Below are 15172 nucleotides of genomic sequence, written 5' to 3' on the forward strand. Positions count from 1 at the left end.
GAGCGGCAGCCGTGGCCGATCAGACGCAATATCTGACGCTGGGCGTGGAAAACGAGACCTTCGCCGTGCCGGTGACGGCGGTGCGGGAGATCATCGACGTGCGCGAGATTTTCCGCCTGCCCGATGCTCCCCCCTATGTTCTGGGGCTGATCGATGTGCGGGAGCGGTCGGTGCCTGTCGTCGACCTGCGCCTGAAACTGGGTTTCCCCCAGGCCGCGAAGACCGAGAATACCCGCATCTGCGTCCTGGAGATCGACCTGGGCGAACGCTCGCTGGTCCTGGGGCTCATTGCCGACCGGGTCTTTGAGGTAACGGGCCTCGACGATAGCGCCATCGAACCCTCGCCCGATATCGGGGTCCGCTGGCGCTCCGATTATATCAGCGGCATCGGGCGGCGCGGCGAGAAGCTGGTCATCGTCTTCGATCTGCCCAGGCTGTTCTCCGCCGAGGAAACGGCGCTGCTGGCGCCCCACCTTGCGCTTACCGCCTGACACCATGCCTGACGGAGCCTCGCAGCGGATGCCCGATGCCGATCACCTGAGCAGCCGCGATCTGAGGCGGCTTGCCGACTTCGTCTATGACTATTGCGGCATCAAACTCCCCTCGACCAAACAGGTGATGGTGGAGGGGCGCCTGCGCCGCCGTCTGCGTGCGACCGGCAAGGCCAACCTGTCGGAGTACTGCCGCTATCTCTTTGAAGAAGACGGGATGGAGAGCGAGGCGATCCATCTCATCGACGCCATCACCACCAACAAGACCGACTTCTTCCGCGAACCCGAACATTTCCGCTTCCTGGTGGAGGAGGCACTACCCCAGATGATCTCGGACCGGCGTGGCACGCCGGGGCCGTTGAAGTTCTGGAGCGCGGCCAGCTCGATTGGCGCCGAGCCCTATACGCTGGCGATGGTGCTGGCGGACTATGGCTTGCGGGAACGCTCGCTCAAGACCCAGATCTTCGCGACCGATATTTCGACCAAGGTGCTGGCCCAGGTGACGGAGGCGATCTATCCCCATGCGATGATCGAGCCGGTACCGATAGAGATGCGCAAACGCTACCTCCTGCGCTCCAAGACCCAACCCAAGGAAGTGGTGCGGATCGCGCCCGAGTTGCGCGCGATGATCCGCACCGGGCGCCTCAATCTGATGGACGAGCGCTATTCCATCGACAAGGACATGGACGCGATCTTCTGCCGGAACGTGCTGATCTATTTCGACAAACCCACCCAGTCTGCGGTGCTGCGGCGGCTGTGCGATCATCTGCGGCCCGGCGGTTATCTGTTCCTCGGTCATTCGGAATCCCTGTCCGGCCAGGGGCTGCCCGTCGCTTCCCTCGGATCGTCGATCTTCCGCCGGGTCTGACGCCATGCAGCAGATCCGCGTCCTGATCGTCGATGATAGTGCCTCCGTCCGCCAGACCCTGGTGGATGTGCTGGAGAGCGAGCCGGATATCGCCGTCATGGGTACGGCGTCGGACCCCTTCGTCGCTGCCCGCCGTATCCAGGAGGAGGTGCCGGATGTCATCCTGCTGGATGTGGAAATGCCGCGTATGGACGGCATCACCTTCCTGCGCAAGATCATGGCCCAGCGCCCGATCCCGGTCATTATGTGCTCGGCGGTCATCGATGAACGCTCCAGCCTGCTGATCGAGGCGATGGAGGCGGGAGCGGTCGATGTGATCGTGAAGCCGCGTGTCGATACCAAGCAGTATCTGATGGAAAGCCGGGTGCGGATTTGCGACGCCGTGCGGGCTGCTGCCAAGGCGCGACTCACGGGGCTGGGGCGCCGCCATGCCACTCCCCGGCCGGTGCAGGAAAAACTGACCGCCGATGCCGTTCTACCGCCGCCTACCCCTCGATCACGGGATGTGGGGGAGACTGAGACGATCGTTTGTATCGGGGCCTCGACCGGGGGGACGGAGTCGCTGAAGGCGGTGCTGGAGGTGCTGCCCGCCGACTGCCCGCCGATCCTGATCGTCCAGCATATGCCGGAGAAATTTACCGAAGCCTTTGCCCGCCGCCTCGATGGTCTCTGCGCCATGGAGGTGAAGGAGGCCGAAGACGGCGACCTCGTGACGCGCGGCCGCGTACTGATAGCCCCTGGTAATAGGCACATGCTGCTTCAGAGGTCGGGTCAGCGCTATACGGTACAGATCAAAGATGGGCCGCTTGTCGCCAGACACAGGCCGTCGGTTGATGTGCTCTTTCGCTCCGCCGCCCGCACGGCAGGATCGAACGGGGTCGGCATCATCATGACGGGCATGGGCGACGACGGCGCGCGGGGTCTGCTCGAAATGAAACAAACAGGTGCCCATACGATTGCGCAGGACGAGGCGAGCTGCATCGTCTTCGGCATGCCCAAGGAAGCCATCGCGCTGGGCTGCGTCGACCGCATCGTGCCGCTCGATCTGTTGCCGGTGGAAATCACCCGGGCGGGCAACCGCTAGGATGATCGGTATCCACGAGAATGACACGCTGGCGGCGGTCTTCCTTAACCAGGGTGAGATCTACTGCACGGCGACGCCGACGGTGATCTCGACCGTGCTGGGCTCCTGCATCTCGGTATGCCTCTGGGACGGTCGGCGTGGCATCGGCGGCATGAACCACTACGTGCTGCCGGAAGCCAAGAACCGCGCCCGCTCCTTGCGTTATGGCGATGTGGCGGTGGCGGCGCTGGTGCAGAAGATGATCGATCTGGGCTCCGTGCCCGAGGATATCGACGCCAAGATCTTCGGCGGCGCCTCTGCCATTCCCAGCCAGTCACCTGCCGTGGGCGACGGCAATATCCGGGTTGCGATGGATGTGCTGGAGAAAGCCGGGATCAGCGTCGCCGCCCGCTCGACCGGCGGCCATGGCGGCTGCGTGATCCATTTCCACACGATCTCGGGCGAAGTCCTGGTCCGCCGCCTGCCGCCGATGGCGGTTGCGGTGGCGGAATAATTTTCTCGTTCGCATCGGCTGTTCCGCTAAGCTGACGGTTGCTGTGATGTGAAACGAGAGCCTTCGAGACAATGGTTGGATTTGTGCGGCCCCTTCTTCTCGCGGTCTCCGCTGTCGGGCTCCTGATATTTGCCTTGGTTTTCACTGTCAGCCTCCTGGATCAAAAAATGATCGCGGATTCTGCCAAAGGCTTTGTCGTGGCCGAAGCCAAGCAGCGATTAGCCGACCAGGGTGAAGCCCTGAAGGCCAACCCGATGGCGGAAAAAGCACTTGGCCTGCTGAAAGCAAAACTCGGCGCGCGTCTGGAAGGGTTGTCCGAAGAGACGAAACGGCTCGATCAGTTTCTCGCCGACTATCTCGCCGTGTTGTGCGGAAATCCGCAGTGCGATGAGCTCAGGAAACGTCGCGAGGAGTTCCGTCAATCTCTGACAAGCGCTCATGAATCCGGCACGCGCCAGCGGATCGGTGCGGCCCTGCTAACGGTCGAGGGGTTCTTGAAGGGGAAGACCGAAGAAATCCTCGCCAAGCTCATCATGGATGTGCGGATATTCTCCGGCACGAACCTCGCGACCTTTGGTCTTCTGTTACTCGTAGCCGGTCTGGTGCCACGTGATCGGTTGCGTCCCCTGATGTTGCCTGCGGGATGTCTGCTCGCGGCGAGCGCGCTGTCGATCAGCCTCTATCTCTTCGGGCAGAACTGGTTCTTCACGATTCTCCATAACCAGTATTGGGGCTTTGGATATTCGGCGCTTGTTGGCGGCATCTTCCTTTTGTTGCTGGATGTTGCCCTGAACGAAGCGCGGATCACAGGCAGCATCCTGGACGCATTCTGGTCAGTCATATCCAAGGCGCTCTCTCCGATCTGCTGAGATCCTGGTCCGTCATGGTTAGGACGGTTGCTGTGGGAAGTGCGGTTTGTCGTGGTCGAACCAGGCCCATTCGGGCGCAGAATCGGTCCAGATCGTGCTTTGCGGCGAGCCGATATCCCGATTATCGAGGGCGCCCAGGCGCACCACCAGATACTCCGGTTCGGCCAGGGCATCGCTAAACAGCGGCGTTCCGCAGGCCGGGCAGAAGCGGCGGCGGATGAGATTGCCAGCATCCGAAGCGCTGACATAGTCGGCCGTCGTGCCGCTGATCGTCAGCGCGCGCTGACGGAAGAAGACGCTCAAGGATGCATTGCCGGAGCAGAGGTATTGGCAATCCCGGCACCAACAAGCGCGGGTCCCGACCGGCTGCTCGGTGAGGCTGAAAGTAACGCCACCGCAGAGGCATCGTCCTGAATGTGCTGTCATAGTCCCCCCCTTGGCGCGCGATGAACTTGGGAAGATCATAGCAAGTTACTTTCCGACGCCGCGCTCTTGATTGGCGGATCTTACCGAGGCGACGATATGCAGTATCTCCAAGTGCTTACTATCCTGCGGGCCACTGCTGTCTTAATGGGGGCGATGACCATGACCCTCCCCGCCCTCGCGCAGCAGGTCGATCAGGTGCGTATGCGATCCCAACTGCGAGCTTGCATCGTCGCTGAAGCAGTTCATTGCGAGCTGTTACAGCAGGTTGAAAAGATCGAGTGGCATCTAAATGGCGCTCCTCTCATCGCCGAGATCGCAGGCTTGTTAGCGACGCCGGATGATAGAGAGGCTCTAGGTGTGGCCTATACTTTGGAAACGATTGGATTTCCTGCTCTGTTCACCGCGACAGAAATACGAGAATCCGCACTGAAGCGTGCGGGGCGGGACGGGATAGCCCCCGTGTTTGGCACCACGCCTTACATGATAATGTGGGAGCTTGCGCAGCGGATGCAGGAGCGCAGCCGTCTTGTCAGGCCGCCTTTTAAACCCTCTTCATCTCCGTCACCCGTCGCATCCCGTTTTCGTCCCGTTCGATGAAGATGACGAGATCGATGGTCTGTTCGATCAGGCGGCGCGGGGGGCTGTCGACGGCTTCCTGCATCAGATCCTCCAGGCGCTGCAAGGCGGCGTCGGCGCTGTTGGCGTGCAGGGTGGAGAGACCGCCGGGGTGGCCGGTATTCCAGGCTTTCAGCAGGTCGAGCGCACTGCCGTCGCGCACTTCGCCGACACAGATCCGGTCGGGCCGCAGGCGCAGGGCGCTGCGCACAAGGCGCCGCATATCGACGCGTGGCGAGGTGCGCAGCATGACGCTGCCCGGCTGGCGCACATGGAGTTCCGGCACATCTTCCAGCACCACCAGCCGTTCGCCCGGCCGATGCAGGCTGGCCAGGATGGCATTGGCGAGCGTGGTCTTGCCGCTGCCGGTGCCGCCGCAGATCAGCATCGTCCGGCGGTTGGCCCAGGCATCGGCCAGCTGCTGATATTGGGTTTGGGTGAGGGTTCCGGCTGCGACGGCATCTTCCAGGGTATTGATGCTGTCGGTACGGCAGCGGATGGCAAAGACCGGCATCGGCGCGATGGGCGGCAGCCAGCCTTGCAGGCGGGAGCCGTCGGGCAGCTCGACCGCGATCTCCGGTTCCTCTCTGCCGATCACCTGGCCCTGGAGCGAGGCCGCGAGGCGCAGCAAGGTTCCGGCCTGCTCCGGCAATAGGGTGAGGCCTGTTTCCTCGATCCCGACGCCCAGGCGGTCGATGCGGATGCGGCCGTCCGGGTCGAGCATCACTTCAGACACATCGGGCCGGGCGATCAGATCAGTCAGGGGGCGGCCCAGGGCCTCCCAGAAAAGCTGGACACCCTGCTTCATAGCGGTACGGCGCGATGGCGCAGGGCGGAGCGTTCGACCGGTCCGAAATAGCGGCTGTCGAAGGAGCGTGGGCCGTCGCCCAGCAGGAAGACTTCCCCCTCGGTCAGGCTGCGGCAGAGGGTTGCGGGCGGTGGGCCGTCAGCGGCTGCTTCGGCGGCGGGGCGGCCCGCGATGAAGACTTCCCGTCCTCTGATGCAGACCTCGTCACCGCCGTTGGCAGCGATGCGCTTGAGCAGGGTGAGGCCGGGTTTGCCGGGCGCGGCGAGGGTCACGAGGCTCCCCTTTGTTGCATGAGCCGCCGGGGTCAGGAGATAGAGGCCATGCGGCATGCTGTCGGTCGGCTGATAGGCAAAGCCATAGCCTGTAGCGTTCGCCAGACCGGCGAGGGCTGCACAAGCACCGACGGCCAGCAGCGCCGGGCGCAAAACGCTGGCAAGTTTGACCGCTTCAGTCCTCATTCCGCGGATCTTTCTCATCTTCGGTCCGCGCACCGGCGGCGATGGCGCGATAGCCCCGGCTTGTCCCATCCGTGCCGCCAAGCGATCGGCGCAAGGCATCGCTCACCAGACGCTCGATATTCGTGGCGGCCTGGGGAGCCTGCTGCGCGTTCCGGTCCAGGGAGGTGCGACGGCTATCCTCGCCGCGGGTCAGACCAGGGGCTGATGGTCCGAGGTTGACGCTGCTGCGTTGCCCCTCACCGATAGGGGGCGGCGAGGCGGTCGTGGCCGGGTCGCGGGTGGAGGAAAGGAGGGCGCCCGATGCCCGGCTGGACGTGCCGACGAGGGTGGCGGCGGCAGTGAGGCGCTCGGCCGGCAGGGACGATCCCTGCGGCACGAGAGCTGCCGCTTGCAGGGAGCCGCGCGGTGCAGGGGCAGTGGAAGGGGGGAGCGCGGTTTTGATGCTGGTTGATGCCGTTGCGGGCGTCTCTCCCAGACCGGAGAAATCGCCGATAACGGAAAGCGCGGCACGCGGCAAGCCCAGCAGCAGAACCAGCAGGCAGAGGCCGAGGCACAGTTGCGCCAGCGGCATGTCGAGTGCTCCTTGCCGGGTCAGCGGCTCCATCATGGCATCCAGCAGCGGGGGCAAGGGCAGGCAGATCAGCGTCACGATGGCAAGGCGCACCGTGGCGGTCAGCAGGCCGCGTCCCGCCCGTCCCAGCAGGGCCCGTCCCGGCGAGAAAAGGCCGATGGGCAGCATGACGAGCGCGACACCTGCCGTGACATGAAAGGCCGCGAGCTGATAGAGCAAGGCTCCTGCCGCCAGCCCGAAGGTCACGACCATGGCGATGGCGAGGCCCGACAGGCTCATGGACGCACCGAGCAACTGTTGGCCGCTATCGGCGGAGAGGCGCATCAGATCGAGCGACCCCGTAATGCCCACGGCCATCAACCCGACCGGGTCGGGCAATAAGGTTCGATTACCCTTGGCGAGATAGAGAGCGCTGTCGAACAGGATATCGATCAGATATCCCCCGTCGCGCACCAGCAGCAACACAACGCCGATCAGCAGCAGCTTCCAGATCCCCTTGGCCAGCAGGTTCCGTTGCCCCAACGCCACAGCAAGCCCGAACAGGACGAGATCCAGCACCGCAAATAGTCCCAGCAGAGAGAGGCCCGCCTGCTGGGCGGTTCCGATGAAACTGGACGCCGTTCCCAGAATGCCGTCGCTGAAGAGGGTGAGCCGTTCGGGGTCGAAGGCCATGGTGTCATTGCCGCGACGGGGGTGTGCGCCGCGTCGGCGTCTTGCCGATCAGATGACGCGCGTCGCTTCTGTCGAGCATGTCATAGAACCAGTGATCGGGACGATCCGGGCTGCGGGGTCTCATGGCAGATGGGGACACGGGGCCGCTGGTCCGATCCGGCAGGGTCTGGGCGGGCGGGGGCGAGGGTGAGGATGCATTGGTCTGCGCCTGAGCAACGGGCGCCAAGACCACCGGCAGCAGCAGGGCTATGGCCGCCTTCATTTCTGTTTCCAGGGTGGCAGAACCAGATCCTGGCCGACGATGACGCTGAAGGAGAAGCCGGGGGCGACGGTAATGGTCGGGGGCCTTGCCATGGCGCGCTGGGTGAAGGCATTGCCGACCTGCCCGGCGCCGGTTCCGGCAGCCGCGGCGGCATCCTGGCCCACTGTCGGATAGTCGCCGCGCACATTGCCGGCAGTGGAGCGGATGCCGACGTTCAGGAAGGCCGACAGCAGGGCGCCGACGACCATCTGGCCATAGTGATTATTGACCTGATCGGCGAGGCCGCTGGCGCCTGTGCCGTCACCGCCGGATGTGTCGGCCAGACGGATGGAGGAGCCATCAGGGCGGATGATCCGCTCGAACGTCACACCGACGCGATCCTCGCCGAACTGCGGGATTTCACCCAGCCGCCCGATCAGGCGGGCGCCTTGTGGGATCAGGAGATGGCGGCCCCTGGGGGTGTCATAGACATTCTCGCGCACCTGGGCGACTACAAGGCCTTTAAGGTCGGAGTTGATGCCGGTGACGAGGCTGGCGGGAATGACGGTCCCGGCGGACAGCAGATAGGGGCTCGGGCTCGGTTGAAATTCCGCCAGTGCGGATGTGTCGACACCGCCGCGGGGGGCTGCCCTGGCGGCTGGATCTCCGTCCGTCGCCTCCCCACCCCCGGTCGGCGCAAGACCACCCTGGGCTGCCGGTCCGCTGCTGCCAAAAAAAATGTCGGAGGCGACGGCACGCGCCTTGTCATCCTCTACCGGCGGCGGTGGAGCCATCTGCGTCATATCGGATGGCGGTGGTGCCAAGGCGGGGGGCTGTTGTTGCAGGGCCTCGATCCGCTCGTTAGCGAGGCGCAAGGCGGCTTCCAGTTCGCGGGTCCGTCGCTCCAGTTCGGCAGCCTGAGTGCGGGTGGCTTCGTCGACCGGGGCCGGAGGTGGTTGAGGGGGCGTGACCGGCAGGTCCGCGTAACTCGACGGCAGCCGTTCGAGACCGTTCGGCAAAGGGATCTGCGTCGGCAGTTGCACCCGCTCCGGGGGCCGTTCTCTCGCGTTGTCCGAAGTCGCCTGTTGGAGCGCTGCCATAATGAGACCTGCGACCACGGCGGCGCCGATGATAACGGGGCCTTTGCCGAGCCCCTTGATGCCGGTGGGGAGGTTGCGCCAACGGTTCTTGTCGGGATTGTCCGCCATCTAATCGGTCCGCCTGATGTCGACGACGGTCTGGCTCTGCTGACCGACGCGCAATTGGGCGGTCTCGAAGAGCCGGTCGACGATGTAGAGGTTCCCCTGCACCCGATAATTCACCATCTGGCTATCCTGCCCGTTCATGACATAGAGGACGGGAGCTTCCGTGGCGGCGAAGGCGGCGGGGAAGCGGATATAAATCTTGCGGCCGTCGTCATAGACCGCCCTGGGCATCCAGCGGGGAGGTGTGTCGGATTTCGACGTGACCTCATAACCAAAGGACAGATCGTCGGCATGGGGCGGAGCGTTTTCTGGCATCTCCGCCTCGGCCTCGAAGAGGTCGATTTTGGGATATTGCCAGCGGACGGCGACCATGGCGGTTTCGGCAAAGGAGCGCAGGCGGAGGTGATAGGAGCGTCGGCTGGTGGTCACGATCAGGGAGGTGTCGAGATCGGGGGCCAGCGGCTTGATCAGGAGATGTTCCTGGCGTTTGCGCCCTTCGCCGCTCCAGGTCTTTGCCACCTTCCAGCGGATGGTATCGCCAGCGCCGAAGGAGACGATGGTTTCGCCCTCTTCAAACCCGATGTCGGTGATGCGGGGCGGGGCGGTGTAGACCTGATACTGCACGCCCTCGACCCAGTCATAGGTCATAATGGCATTGATGAACTGCTCAGACTTCGGCCCTTGCTGAGCGGCAGCATTGGCCTGATCGACGGCCGCGGCGTCGCGCAATTTGGGAGTGATCTTCTGCGGCGGCGCGGGGGGCGGTTCGATCCGGGGCGGAGAAGCCAGAGGTTCAGAGACAATCGCGGTTTGAGCGGTCGCCAGGGTGGCCGGTTGGTAACTGGCTGTTGTGGTGACCGGCTTCGATTGCCCCAAAAAGCCATCCAGGTCTGTGCAGGCGGTCACCAGCGGCAGGAGCGCAAAGAGAAGGGGGCGAAGCGACCGGGTCATTGCAGCGGCTTACTTTCGGTGATCGTAAAGGCGGTGATGGAAACACCGAAGGGATTGAGTTTCAGTTTCTCGGGGTCCTGGGTATCCCCTGGAGACACCTGGAAGGTGCCGACCATCTCGCGGGATTTGCCTTTGTCCCCACCCAAGCCATAGAGCGTTTCGCGCCAAGCGACCTGGAAGGTCTTGGGGGTCTGCTTGAGAGTGTCCTGGATCATGACCTCCACCCGATCGCGTCCGGCGCGGCTGAAGGTCTGCTCTTTTTCTGCAAGCTGCGTGAGCGTCGTGCCGCCGGATTCCGACAAGAAGGCGTAAGCTTCAAGCCAGTTGCGGCGGAGCAGGACTGTATCCATCGGCACCGCCCGGATGCGTTGGACGAACTGATGGAGGGTGAGGGCGATCTGGGCGTCGGTTGGGCTGTTCTGACGAGGTAAAGAGGCGACATTCAGCACACGGCCGTTGGTTCCAACTTCCACGATGTAGGGCATGATCTGGGGTCGCAAGCTAAGAGCCACCAGACCGCCAGCCAGGATGACGCAGAGCAGCATGATGGCGAAGAAGGCCCGCCGCCAGTTGGCCGCCTGGGCGCGGGCGGATCCGATGCGGTCGTCCCATTCCTGGCGGGCCTGCAGATAGCGGCCTTCGGGCGCCGGGTCGGCGCGGAAATTCGGCGGGGTGCCGTCACGAAACCGCATGGTGCGTCCCCTCTCTTCCGAAATGCTCAAGATGGGGGATCAGGTCGGCCAGACCGCGTTCGGCGAGCCAGTCAGCGGGGAAATTTCCGTCTTTTGCAATTTTGCGGGCCTTCTGCCGATCCTCGGTCGATCCAGCGCCGCAGAAGGCCAGAGCCACTTCGCCCAGTCCCAGTTCGACCATGCGGGAGCCTTCGGGGGCGCGGACGTAGTAGTCGCGTTTGGGGACCGCCGTCGCCAGGGCCTGGATCTCGTGGTCGCCAAGGCCAAGGCGGCGATAGATCTCCTGGCTTTCCGGAGCTTCGGCGGCGGCATTGGGCAGCAGGATCTGCATCGGACAGCTTTCGACGATAGCCGTCCAGATATCGCGGTCCAGAATATCGGCAAAGGATTGGGTGGCGAAGATCACCCCGACGTTCGCCTTGCGGGCGGTCTTCATCCAGGTGCGCAGACGGTTGGTGAAGGTCGGATCGTCCAGCAGACGCCAGGCTTCGTCCAGGATGATGAGGGTCGGCGTGCCGTCAAACCTCTGGTCGATCCGGTGCAGCAGTACATCCAGGACGGCCTGGGCCAGACGGGGGCGATCCAGCAGAGTTTCGATCTCAAAACACAGCCAGTCGGCGGTTTCGATTCCGTCGCGATTACCGTCCAGCAGGGCGGCATAGGGGCCATCGCCGCTCCAGGCGGCAAGACCGTCGCGCAGGATCTGATCCTGGACCAGCAGCCGTAGAGCACCGATGGTGCGGCGGGCGGGTTCGAAGCGAGCAAGATCGGTAAGCGCAAGCCAGAGAGCCTGGCGCTGGGCCGTGTCGCAATCGATCCCGTCGCGCATCAGGATATCGGTCAGCCAGTCCAGCGCCCAGCGCCGCTCGTTCTCGTCATCGACCCCTGCCAGGGGCTGGAGTCCCGTGTCGGAGCCCTCGCCCAACCGATAGGCCTTGCCGCCGACGGTGAGCGTGGTGACGAGAGCGGATTCCCCACGCTCGAAAATCACCACCCGCGCGCCTGGATAACGGCGGAACTGGGCGGCATAAAACGCCAGAAAAGCGGACTTGCCGCTGCCGGTCGGCCCGATGACCAGCTTATGGCCGATATCGCCGATATTATGGGGCAGGCCGAAAGGATTATGGCCCTCGGTGACCAGCTGCATCACCGGCGCGTCCCGGAAATGCCTGTCGCGGAAAGCGCCCGTCCAGACCCCGGTCAGCGGTACAAGGTGGCTGAGGTTGAGGCTGTGGATCAGCAGGCCGCGCACGTTGGCATAGGCATGGCCGGGCAAGGAGGACAGCCACGCTTCGACCCCGTTGATCCGCTCCACCGCAACGGCTGCGCCCGCATTGGTGAGTAGCCGTTCAACCGTCTTGAGACAGGTGGCGCTGCGGTCGGGGTCAGGGTCGGTGATTGTGACGACGCCGGTGTAATAACCAAAGGAGACCAGATCGTCGCCGATCACGCGCAAGGCTTCGTCGGCATCGCTTGCCTGATCCAGGGCGCCGGTATCCACCAGCGGACTTTCGGACCGGGTCAGGCTTTCCTGCAGCAGGGTCAGAATGCCTTTGCGTTTGGAAAACCAATGGCGCCGATAGGTGGTGAGCGCCTTCTCGGCCTGATGACGGTCAAGCGGCAGCCAACGGGTCATCCAGCGAAATGAGAAAGCTAGACGGCTGAGGTCGGCCAGCAGACTGGGAGTTGTCGTGCCGGGCAGGCCCAGAATGGACAGGCTGCGCAGCGGACGCTCTCCCAGCCGGGGTTCGACCCCACCCACCAGGGCCTCGTCACCCAGAATGGCATCGAGATAGAGATACTGCTCGGCGGCCTTCAGGGGACGCGAGCGGCTGGATACGCAGTCATCGAGATAGGCCAGGGTGGCATCATCCCCCAGGGGCAGGACATCCAGCAGCAGGTCTGCCAGCCGTTCGGCCAGCTTGGTGGTGCGATCCTCGAAAGCCAGCAGTTCTGCTGCCATGCCGCCCTCCACGGCACCCCGACCAAAGAGCGAGCGGTCGAGGCGGTTGCTGCTATCGCTGGGGGGGAGATACTGCAGGGTCAGATAGCGTTCGGTGACGAAGAGGCTCTGGTCGCTGTTGAACTGGGCGTGGCGCTCCTGCTCGATCAGCCAGCTGGCAGGATCGGGGAAATCGTTCGAAGGCGTGCCGGGACGATAGGGGCGGCGGCGCATCTCGATATAGACGGCCCAGCCGTCGCCGAGCGTGCGCAGAATGGCATTGAGCTGGGCATGGATCGCGACCTGACGGCGCATATCACCACGGGCGATGTCGGGGCCTTCGAAGCGGAAACTGCGCTGAAAGGATCCGTCCTTGTTCAGCACGACGCCGGGCGCGACCAGCATAGCCCAGGGCAGAAGGTCGGCCAGCCGGTCAGGGTGTCTGCGATATTCGGCCAGATTGAACATGGCCTACCTGTCGTACCAGCGGGCCTGGCGCATGTGTCGCAGCAGGCAGTCGAAGAACCAGCGGTCCCGGCGGGCATATCGGACGGCAATCAGATGCAGGGCAAGACCGGGCAGGGCGGCCCACCAGACCTGAAGCCCCAGGGCCAGGGCGCCGAACACCGTGGCATTAAGGATGGTGAACTGCCGGGGTGCGCCTCCCAGCAGCGAGGGAAACATCACCGCGCGGTGTACCGGCACCCGATATCCCGCCACTTCCTTCATAGGCTATAGCCGCTGGCGACGCCGAACAGACCCAGCAGGAAACTCGACGCCGTGAAGGCAATCGACAGGCCCAGCACCACCTGCAGCAACCGCTTGACCCCAGCTCCCCCCTCGCCAAAGGCAATCGCAAGCCCCGCCCCCACAATCGCCAGAACCCCGATCCCGCGCGCAACCGGACCCGTCAGGCTCGCAATCACACGGTTCAGCGGCCCCTCCCAAGGCATGCCGCTGTCCGACGCGAAGGCAATATCCGGTGCCGTCGCGAGAAGGATCAAGAGGGGCAGCAGCCAGGCCCAACCAGTTGGCCGACCCCGCAGAAGAGCTATCTTTGAATGCCATGTCTTCATGATGCGTTTTCGAATCCAGAACAGTTTTGGCCCGTAAACGACACAAAGACTGTGTCGGCGGCTGAATCTCCTCGCCGGAGATGGTGATATGTTCTTTGTGTGTATTGCTCTGGCGACCCGTGACCGGCGCCCTCTGAATTGTTAGCGAAAGTATGAAGTGAAAAAAGACCGATCTGGGGCGGGCAAGGGTCTGAGCGACTCTTGTTGGAAAAAAATCACGCGCTTTGTAGCGGCAGAGGTTGCGCTGTCCAGGAAGGGCGCTTCGTTGAAAATTGTTGATATGTTATAAAGTAACAATTACCGTCCCGACCTCCCTATAAACGAGGTTAGCGATGCAGAACATCATTCTCCGTGCAGGTCTCCTGTCTTCCTTGCTGGCGGCGTCCACGCTGGCGCAGGCCCATGATCACCCCGTGTCGCGCGGTCGCCTGATTTTCGCCGATCATGAAAAGGCGGAGATCGGCGTCCTTGACCTTGATAGCTACGAGGTCACCCATCGGCTGCCGGTGCCGAAGGCGAATCCCGGTTTTGCGCCGGTCGAAGGCGGCCGGTATATGGTCGTCAAAACCAACGACCAGGACGGCACGCTGCTAGTCCTGGATACCGGACTGACCCGGGAATCCCATGGCGACCATGTCGATATCGACAAGGGGGCGGTGCGCCTGCTGCCGACGCAGTTTACGGGCGATAAGCCTGCCCACGTGGTGTCCGAGCATGGCTGGCTGGCTTTGTTCTATGACGGACAGCGTCCTTGGGAACGCAAGAGTGATCCGAAGGCGGTTCTGATCGAAACGGATACGCTCGGCAGCGACAAGCCGAAAGTCGATGTCTGGAAAAGTCCGGCGCCCCAACATGGGATCGCGATCCCGGTCGGCAAGGACGAATGGATTCTGTCGGTCCCGAACCCTGCCTATGCCAAGGGCGATGATCAGAAGGCCTCATCGCGCCCCAATGGGTTCGAAGTGCTGAACCGGGGCCAGGGTTGGAAGCAGGTCGCGTCCTTCAACGATGTCTCGAAGGCGGACCGTTCCTGCAAACTCTTCCACGGGCATGCCGCGCTGAAGGACGTCCATGCGTTCGGCTGCAATGCGCAAGGGGCGGAAAAGGACGGCGGGATCCTGATCCTGCAGCGGGATGCCAAGAGTGCCTGGACCTCCAGCAAGCTCGCCTATCCGGACGAGCGGCGGACATCGACCATTAAGGCACAGGCTACCGGCCGCTTCATGGTCGGGAACTATGGCACCGACGGCCGCCCCTATGACGCTCTGCTGCGGATCGATCCGGCGGTGAAGGCTTTGACGGGGGCCGACGCCTTCGTGGTTCCCGGCAACCAGCCTGTCTGCCAGTTCGAGATCACGCCGGATGGCAAGCGCGTCGCCAATCTGACCCCCGATGGCAAATTCCGCGTTTACGAGATCGCGCCGACCTGGAAGGAAGTAGCCTCCTTCGACGCGGTATCCGCTTTCGATTGCGCCTATGGCGCGCCGACTCCGACGCCGAACCTGGCCATCGTCGGCGATAGCGCCTTCATCAGCGACCCGATCAACCACCGCATCCGAGAGTTCCACCTGAATACCCTGAAGCAGGGTCTGGATGCGAAAGTCGATGGCATGCCCGCCAATCTGGCGGGTGGCGGCAACGGCGGCTGATGCGCAGAAACTGATTTGCGAGAGGCGGCCCTGGTTTCGACCGGGGCCGTTTGCATTTTGG

Annotated in this window: 18 protein-coding genes; 7 read left to right on the forward strand and 11 right to left on the reverse strand. The window is 63.5% G+C overall.

Annotated features, from left to right (window positions below; all coding sequences use genetic code 11):
- Nucleotides 1-11: 11 nt before the first annotated feature.
- The 5 genes from ACFSM5_RS02545 (at nucleotide 12) to ACFSM5_RS02565 (ending at nucleotide 3805) form a co-directional block, all read left to right on the forward strand.
- On the forward strand, nucleotides 12-491 hold the full coding sequence (locus ACFSM5_RS02545; protein ID WP_379874666.1) for a chemotaxis protein CheW: 480 nt from the start codon (nucleotides 12-14) through the stop codon (nucleotides 489-491).
- A gap of 28 nt (nucleotides 492-519) precedes the next feature.
- A complete protein-coding gene (locus tag ACFSM5_RS02550) occupies nucleotides 520-1359 on the forward strand; it encodes a CheR family methyltransferase (RefSeq protein ID WP_379874667.1) in 840 nt (279 codons plus the stop codon).
- A 4-nt stretch (nucleotides 1360-1363) separates the two neighbouring features.
- Nucleotides 1364-2443: a protein-glutamate methylesterase/protein-glutamine glutaminase gene (locus ACFSM5_RS02555; protein WP_379874668.1), complete on the forward strand. Its 1080-nt coding sequence runs from the start codon at nucleotides 1364-1366 to the stop codon at nucleotides 2441-2443.
- Nucleotide 2444: 1 nt separating this feature from the next.
- On the forward strand, nucleotides 2445-2936 hold the full coding sequence (locus tag ACFSM5_RS02560; protein ID WP_379874669.1) for a chemotaxis protein CheD: 492 nt from the start codon (nucleotides 2445-2447) through the stop codon (nucleotides 2934-2936).
- A 167-nt stretch (nucleotides 2937-3103) separates the two neighbouring features.
- Complete coding sequence (locus ACFSM5_RS02565; RefSeq protein ID WP_379874670.1) at nucleotides 3104-3805, forward strand: hypothetical protein; 702 nt, start codon at nucleotides 3104-3106, stop codon at nucleotides 3803-3805.
- A gap of 18 nt (nucleotides 3806-3823) precedes the next feature.
- Here ACFSM5_RS02565 and ACFSM5_RS02570 read toward each other — a convergent pair whose 3' ends face one another.
- Entirely contained in the window at nucleotides 3824-4231 is a 408-nt protein-coding gene (locus tag ACFSM5_RS02570) for a GFA family protein (RefSeq protein WP_379874671.1), read from the reverse strand.
- A 153-nt stretch (nucleotides 4232-4384) separates the two neighbouring features.
- On the opposite strand from ACFSM5_RS02570, the gene ACFSM5_RS02575 reads away from it, so the two are divergent.
- Complete coding sequence (locus ACFSM5_RS02575) at nucleotides 4385-4828, forward strand: hypothetical protein (protein ID WP_379874672.1); 444 nt, start codon at nucleotides 4385-4387, stop codon at nucleotides 4826-4828.
- Here ACFSM5_RS02575 and trbB read toward each other — a convergent pair.
- The 10 genes from trbB to ACFSM5_RS02625 are packed head-to-tail and all read right to left on the reverse strand — an operon-like array spanning nucleotide 4773 to nucleotide 13462.
- Nucleotides 4773-5654 (reverse strand): P-type conjugative transfer ATPase TrbB, encoded by an 882-nt coding sequence (trbB, locus tag ACFSM5_RS02580; protein WP_379874673.1) that lies wholly within the window; start codon nucleotides 5652-5654, stop codon nucleotides 4773-4775. The genes ACFSM5_RS02575 and trbB overlap by 56 nt on opposite strands.
- Nucleotides 5651-6112: a S26 family signal peptidase gene (locus ACFSM5_RS02585; protein WP_379874674.1), complete on the reverse strand. Its 462-nt coding sequence runs from the start codon at nucleotides 6110-6112 to the stop codon at nucleotides 5651-5653. The genes trbB and ACFSM5_RS02585 overlap by 4 nt, the downstream gene beginning before the upstream one ends.
- The gene (locus ACFSM5_RS02590) at nucleotides 6102-7355 is read right to left on the reverse strand and encodes a type IV secretion system protein (RefSeq protein WP_379874675.1); all 1254 of its coding nucleotides are present in this window, start codon (nucleotides 7353-7355) and stop codon (nucleotides 6102-6104) included. Before ACFSM5_RS02590 ends, ACFSM5_RS02585 begins: the two co-directional genes overlap by 11 nt.
- A 4-nt stretch (nucleotides 7356-7359) precedes the next feature.
- Nucleotides 7360-7617, reverse strand: coding sequence for a hypothetical protein (locus ACFSM5_RS02595; protein WP_379874676.1), 258 nt, complete (start codon nucleotides 7615-7617; stop codon nucleotides 7360-7362).
- Nucleotides 7614-8804 carry a TraB/TrbI/VirB10 family type IV secretion system protein gene (locus ACFSM5_RS02600; protein WP_379874677.1) on the reverse strand — a complete coding sequence of 397 codons (1191 nt, stop codon included), beginning with the start codon at nucleotides 8802-8804 and terminating at the stop codon, nucleotides 7614-7616. Before ACFSM5_RS02600 ends, ACFSM5_RS02595 begins: the two co-directional genes overlap by 4 nt.
- Complete coding sequence (trbG, locus tag ACFSM5_RS02605; RefSeq protein WP_379874678.1) at nucleotides 8805-9752, reverse strand: P-type conjugative transfer protein TrbG; 948 nt, start codon at nucleotides 9750-9752, stop codon at nucleotides 8805-8807.
- Entirely contained in the window at nucleotides 9749-10444 is a 696-nt protein-coding gene (gene trbF, locus ACFSM5_RS02610; protein ID WP_379874679.1) for a conjugal transfer protein TrbF, read from the reverse strand. The genes trbG and trbF overlap by 4 nt, the downstream gene beginning before the upstream one ends.
- Entirely contained in the window at nucleotides 10431-12854 is a 2424-nt protein-coding gene (locus ACFSM5_RS02615) for a TraG/VirB4 family ATPase (protein ID WP_379874680.1), read from the reverse strand. Before ACFSM5_RS02615 ends, trbF begins: the two co-directional genes overlap by 14 nt.
- 3 nt (nucleotides 12855-12857) lie before the next feature.
- Complete coding sequence (locus tag ACFSM5_RS02620; RefSeq protein WP_379874681.1) at nucleotides 12858-13115, reverse strand: VirB3 family type IV secretion system protein; 258 nt, start codon at nucleotides 13113-13115, stop codon at nucleotides 12858-12860.
- Nucleotides 13112-13462, reverse strand: a complete 351-nt coding sequence (locus ACFSM5_RS02625; RefSeq protein ID WP_379874682.1) for a TrbC/VirB2 family type IV secretion system protein — start codon at nucleotides 13460-13462, stop codon at nucleotides 13112-13114. Before ACFSM5_RS02625 ends, ACFSM5_RS02620 begins: the two co-directional genes overlap by 4 nt.
- Nucleotides 13463-13794: 332 nt before the next feature.
- On the opposite strand from ACFSM5_RS02625, the gene ACFSM5_RS02630 reads away from it, so the two are divergent.
- On the forward strand, nucleotides 13795-15111 hold the full coding sequence (locus ACFSM5_RS02630) for a hypothetical protein (protein ID WP_379874683.1): 1317 nt from the start codon (nucleotides 13795-13797) through the stop codon (nucleotides 15109-15111).
- Nucleotides 15112-15172: the final 61 nt, after the last annotated feature.

The organism is Lacibacterium aquatile (assembly GCF_042683105.1).
GTDB classification, from domain to species: Bacteria; Pseudomonadota; Alphaproteobacteria; order Elsterales; family Elsteraceae; genus Lacibacterium; species Lacibacterium aquatile.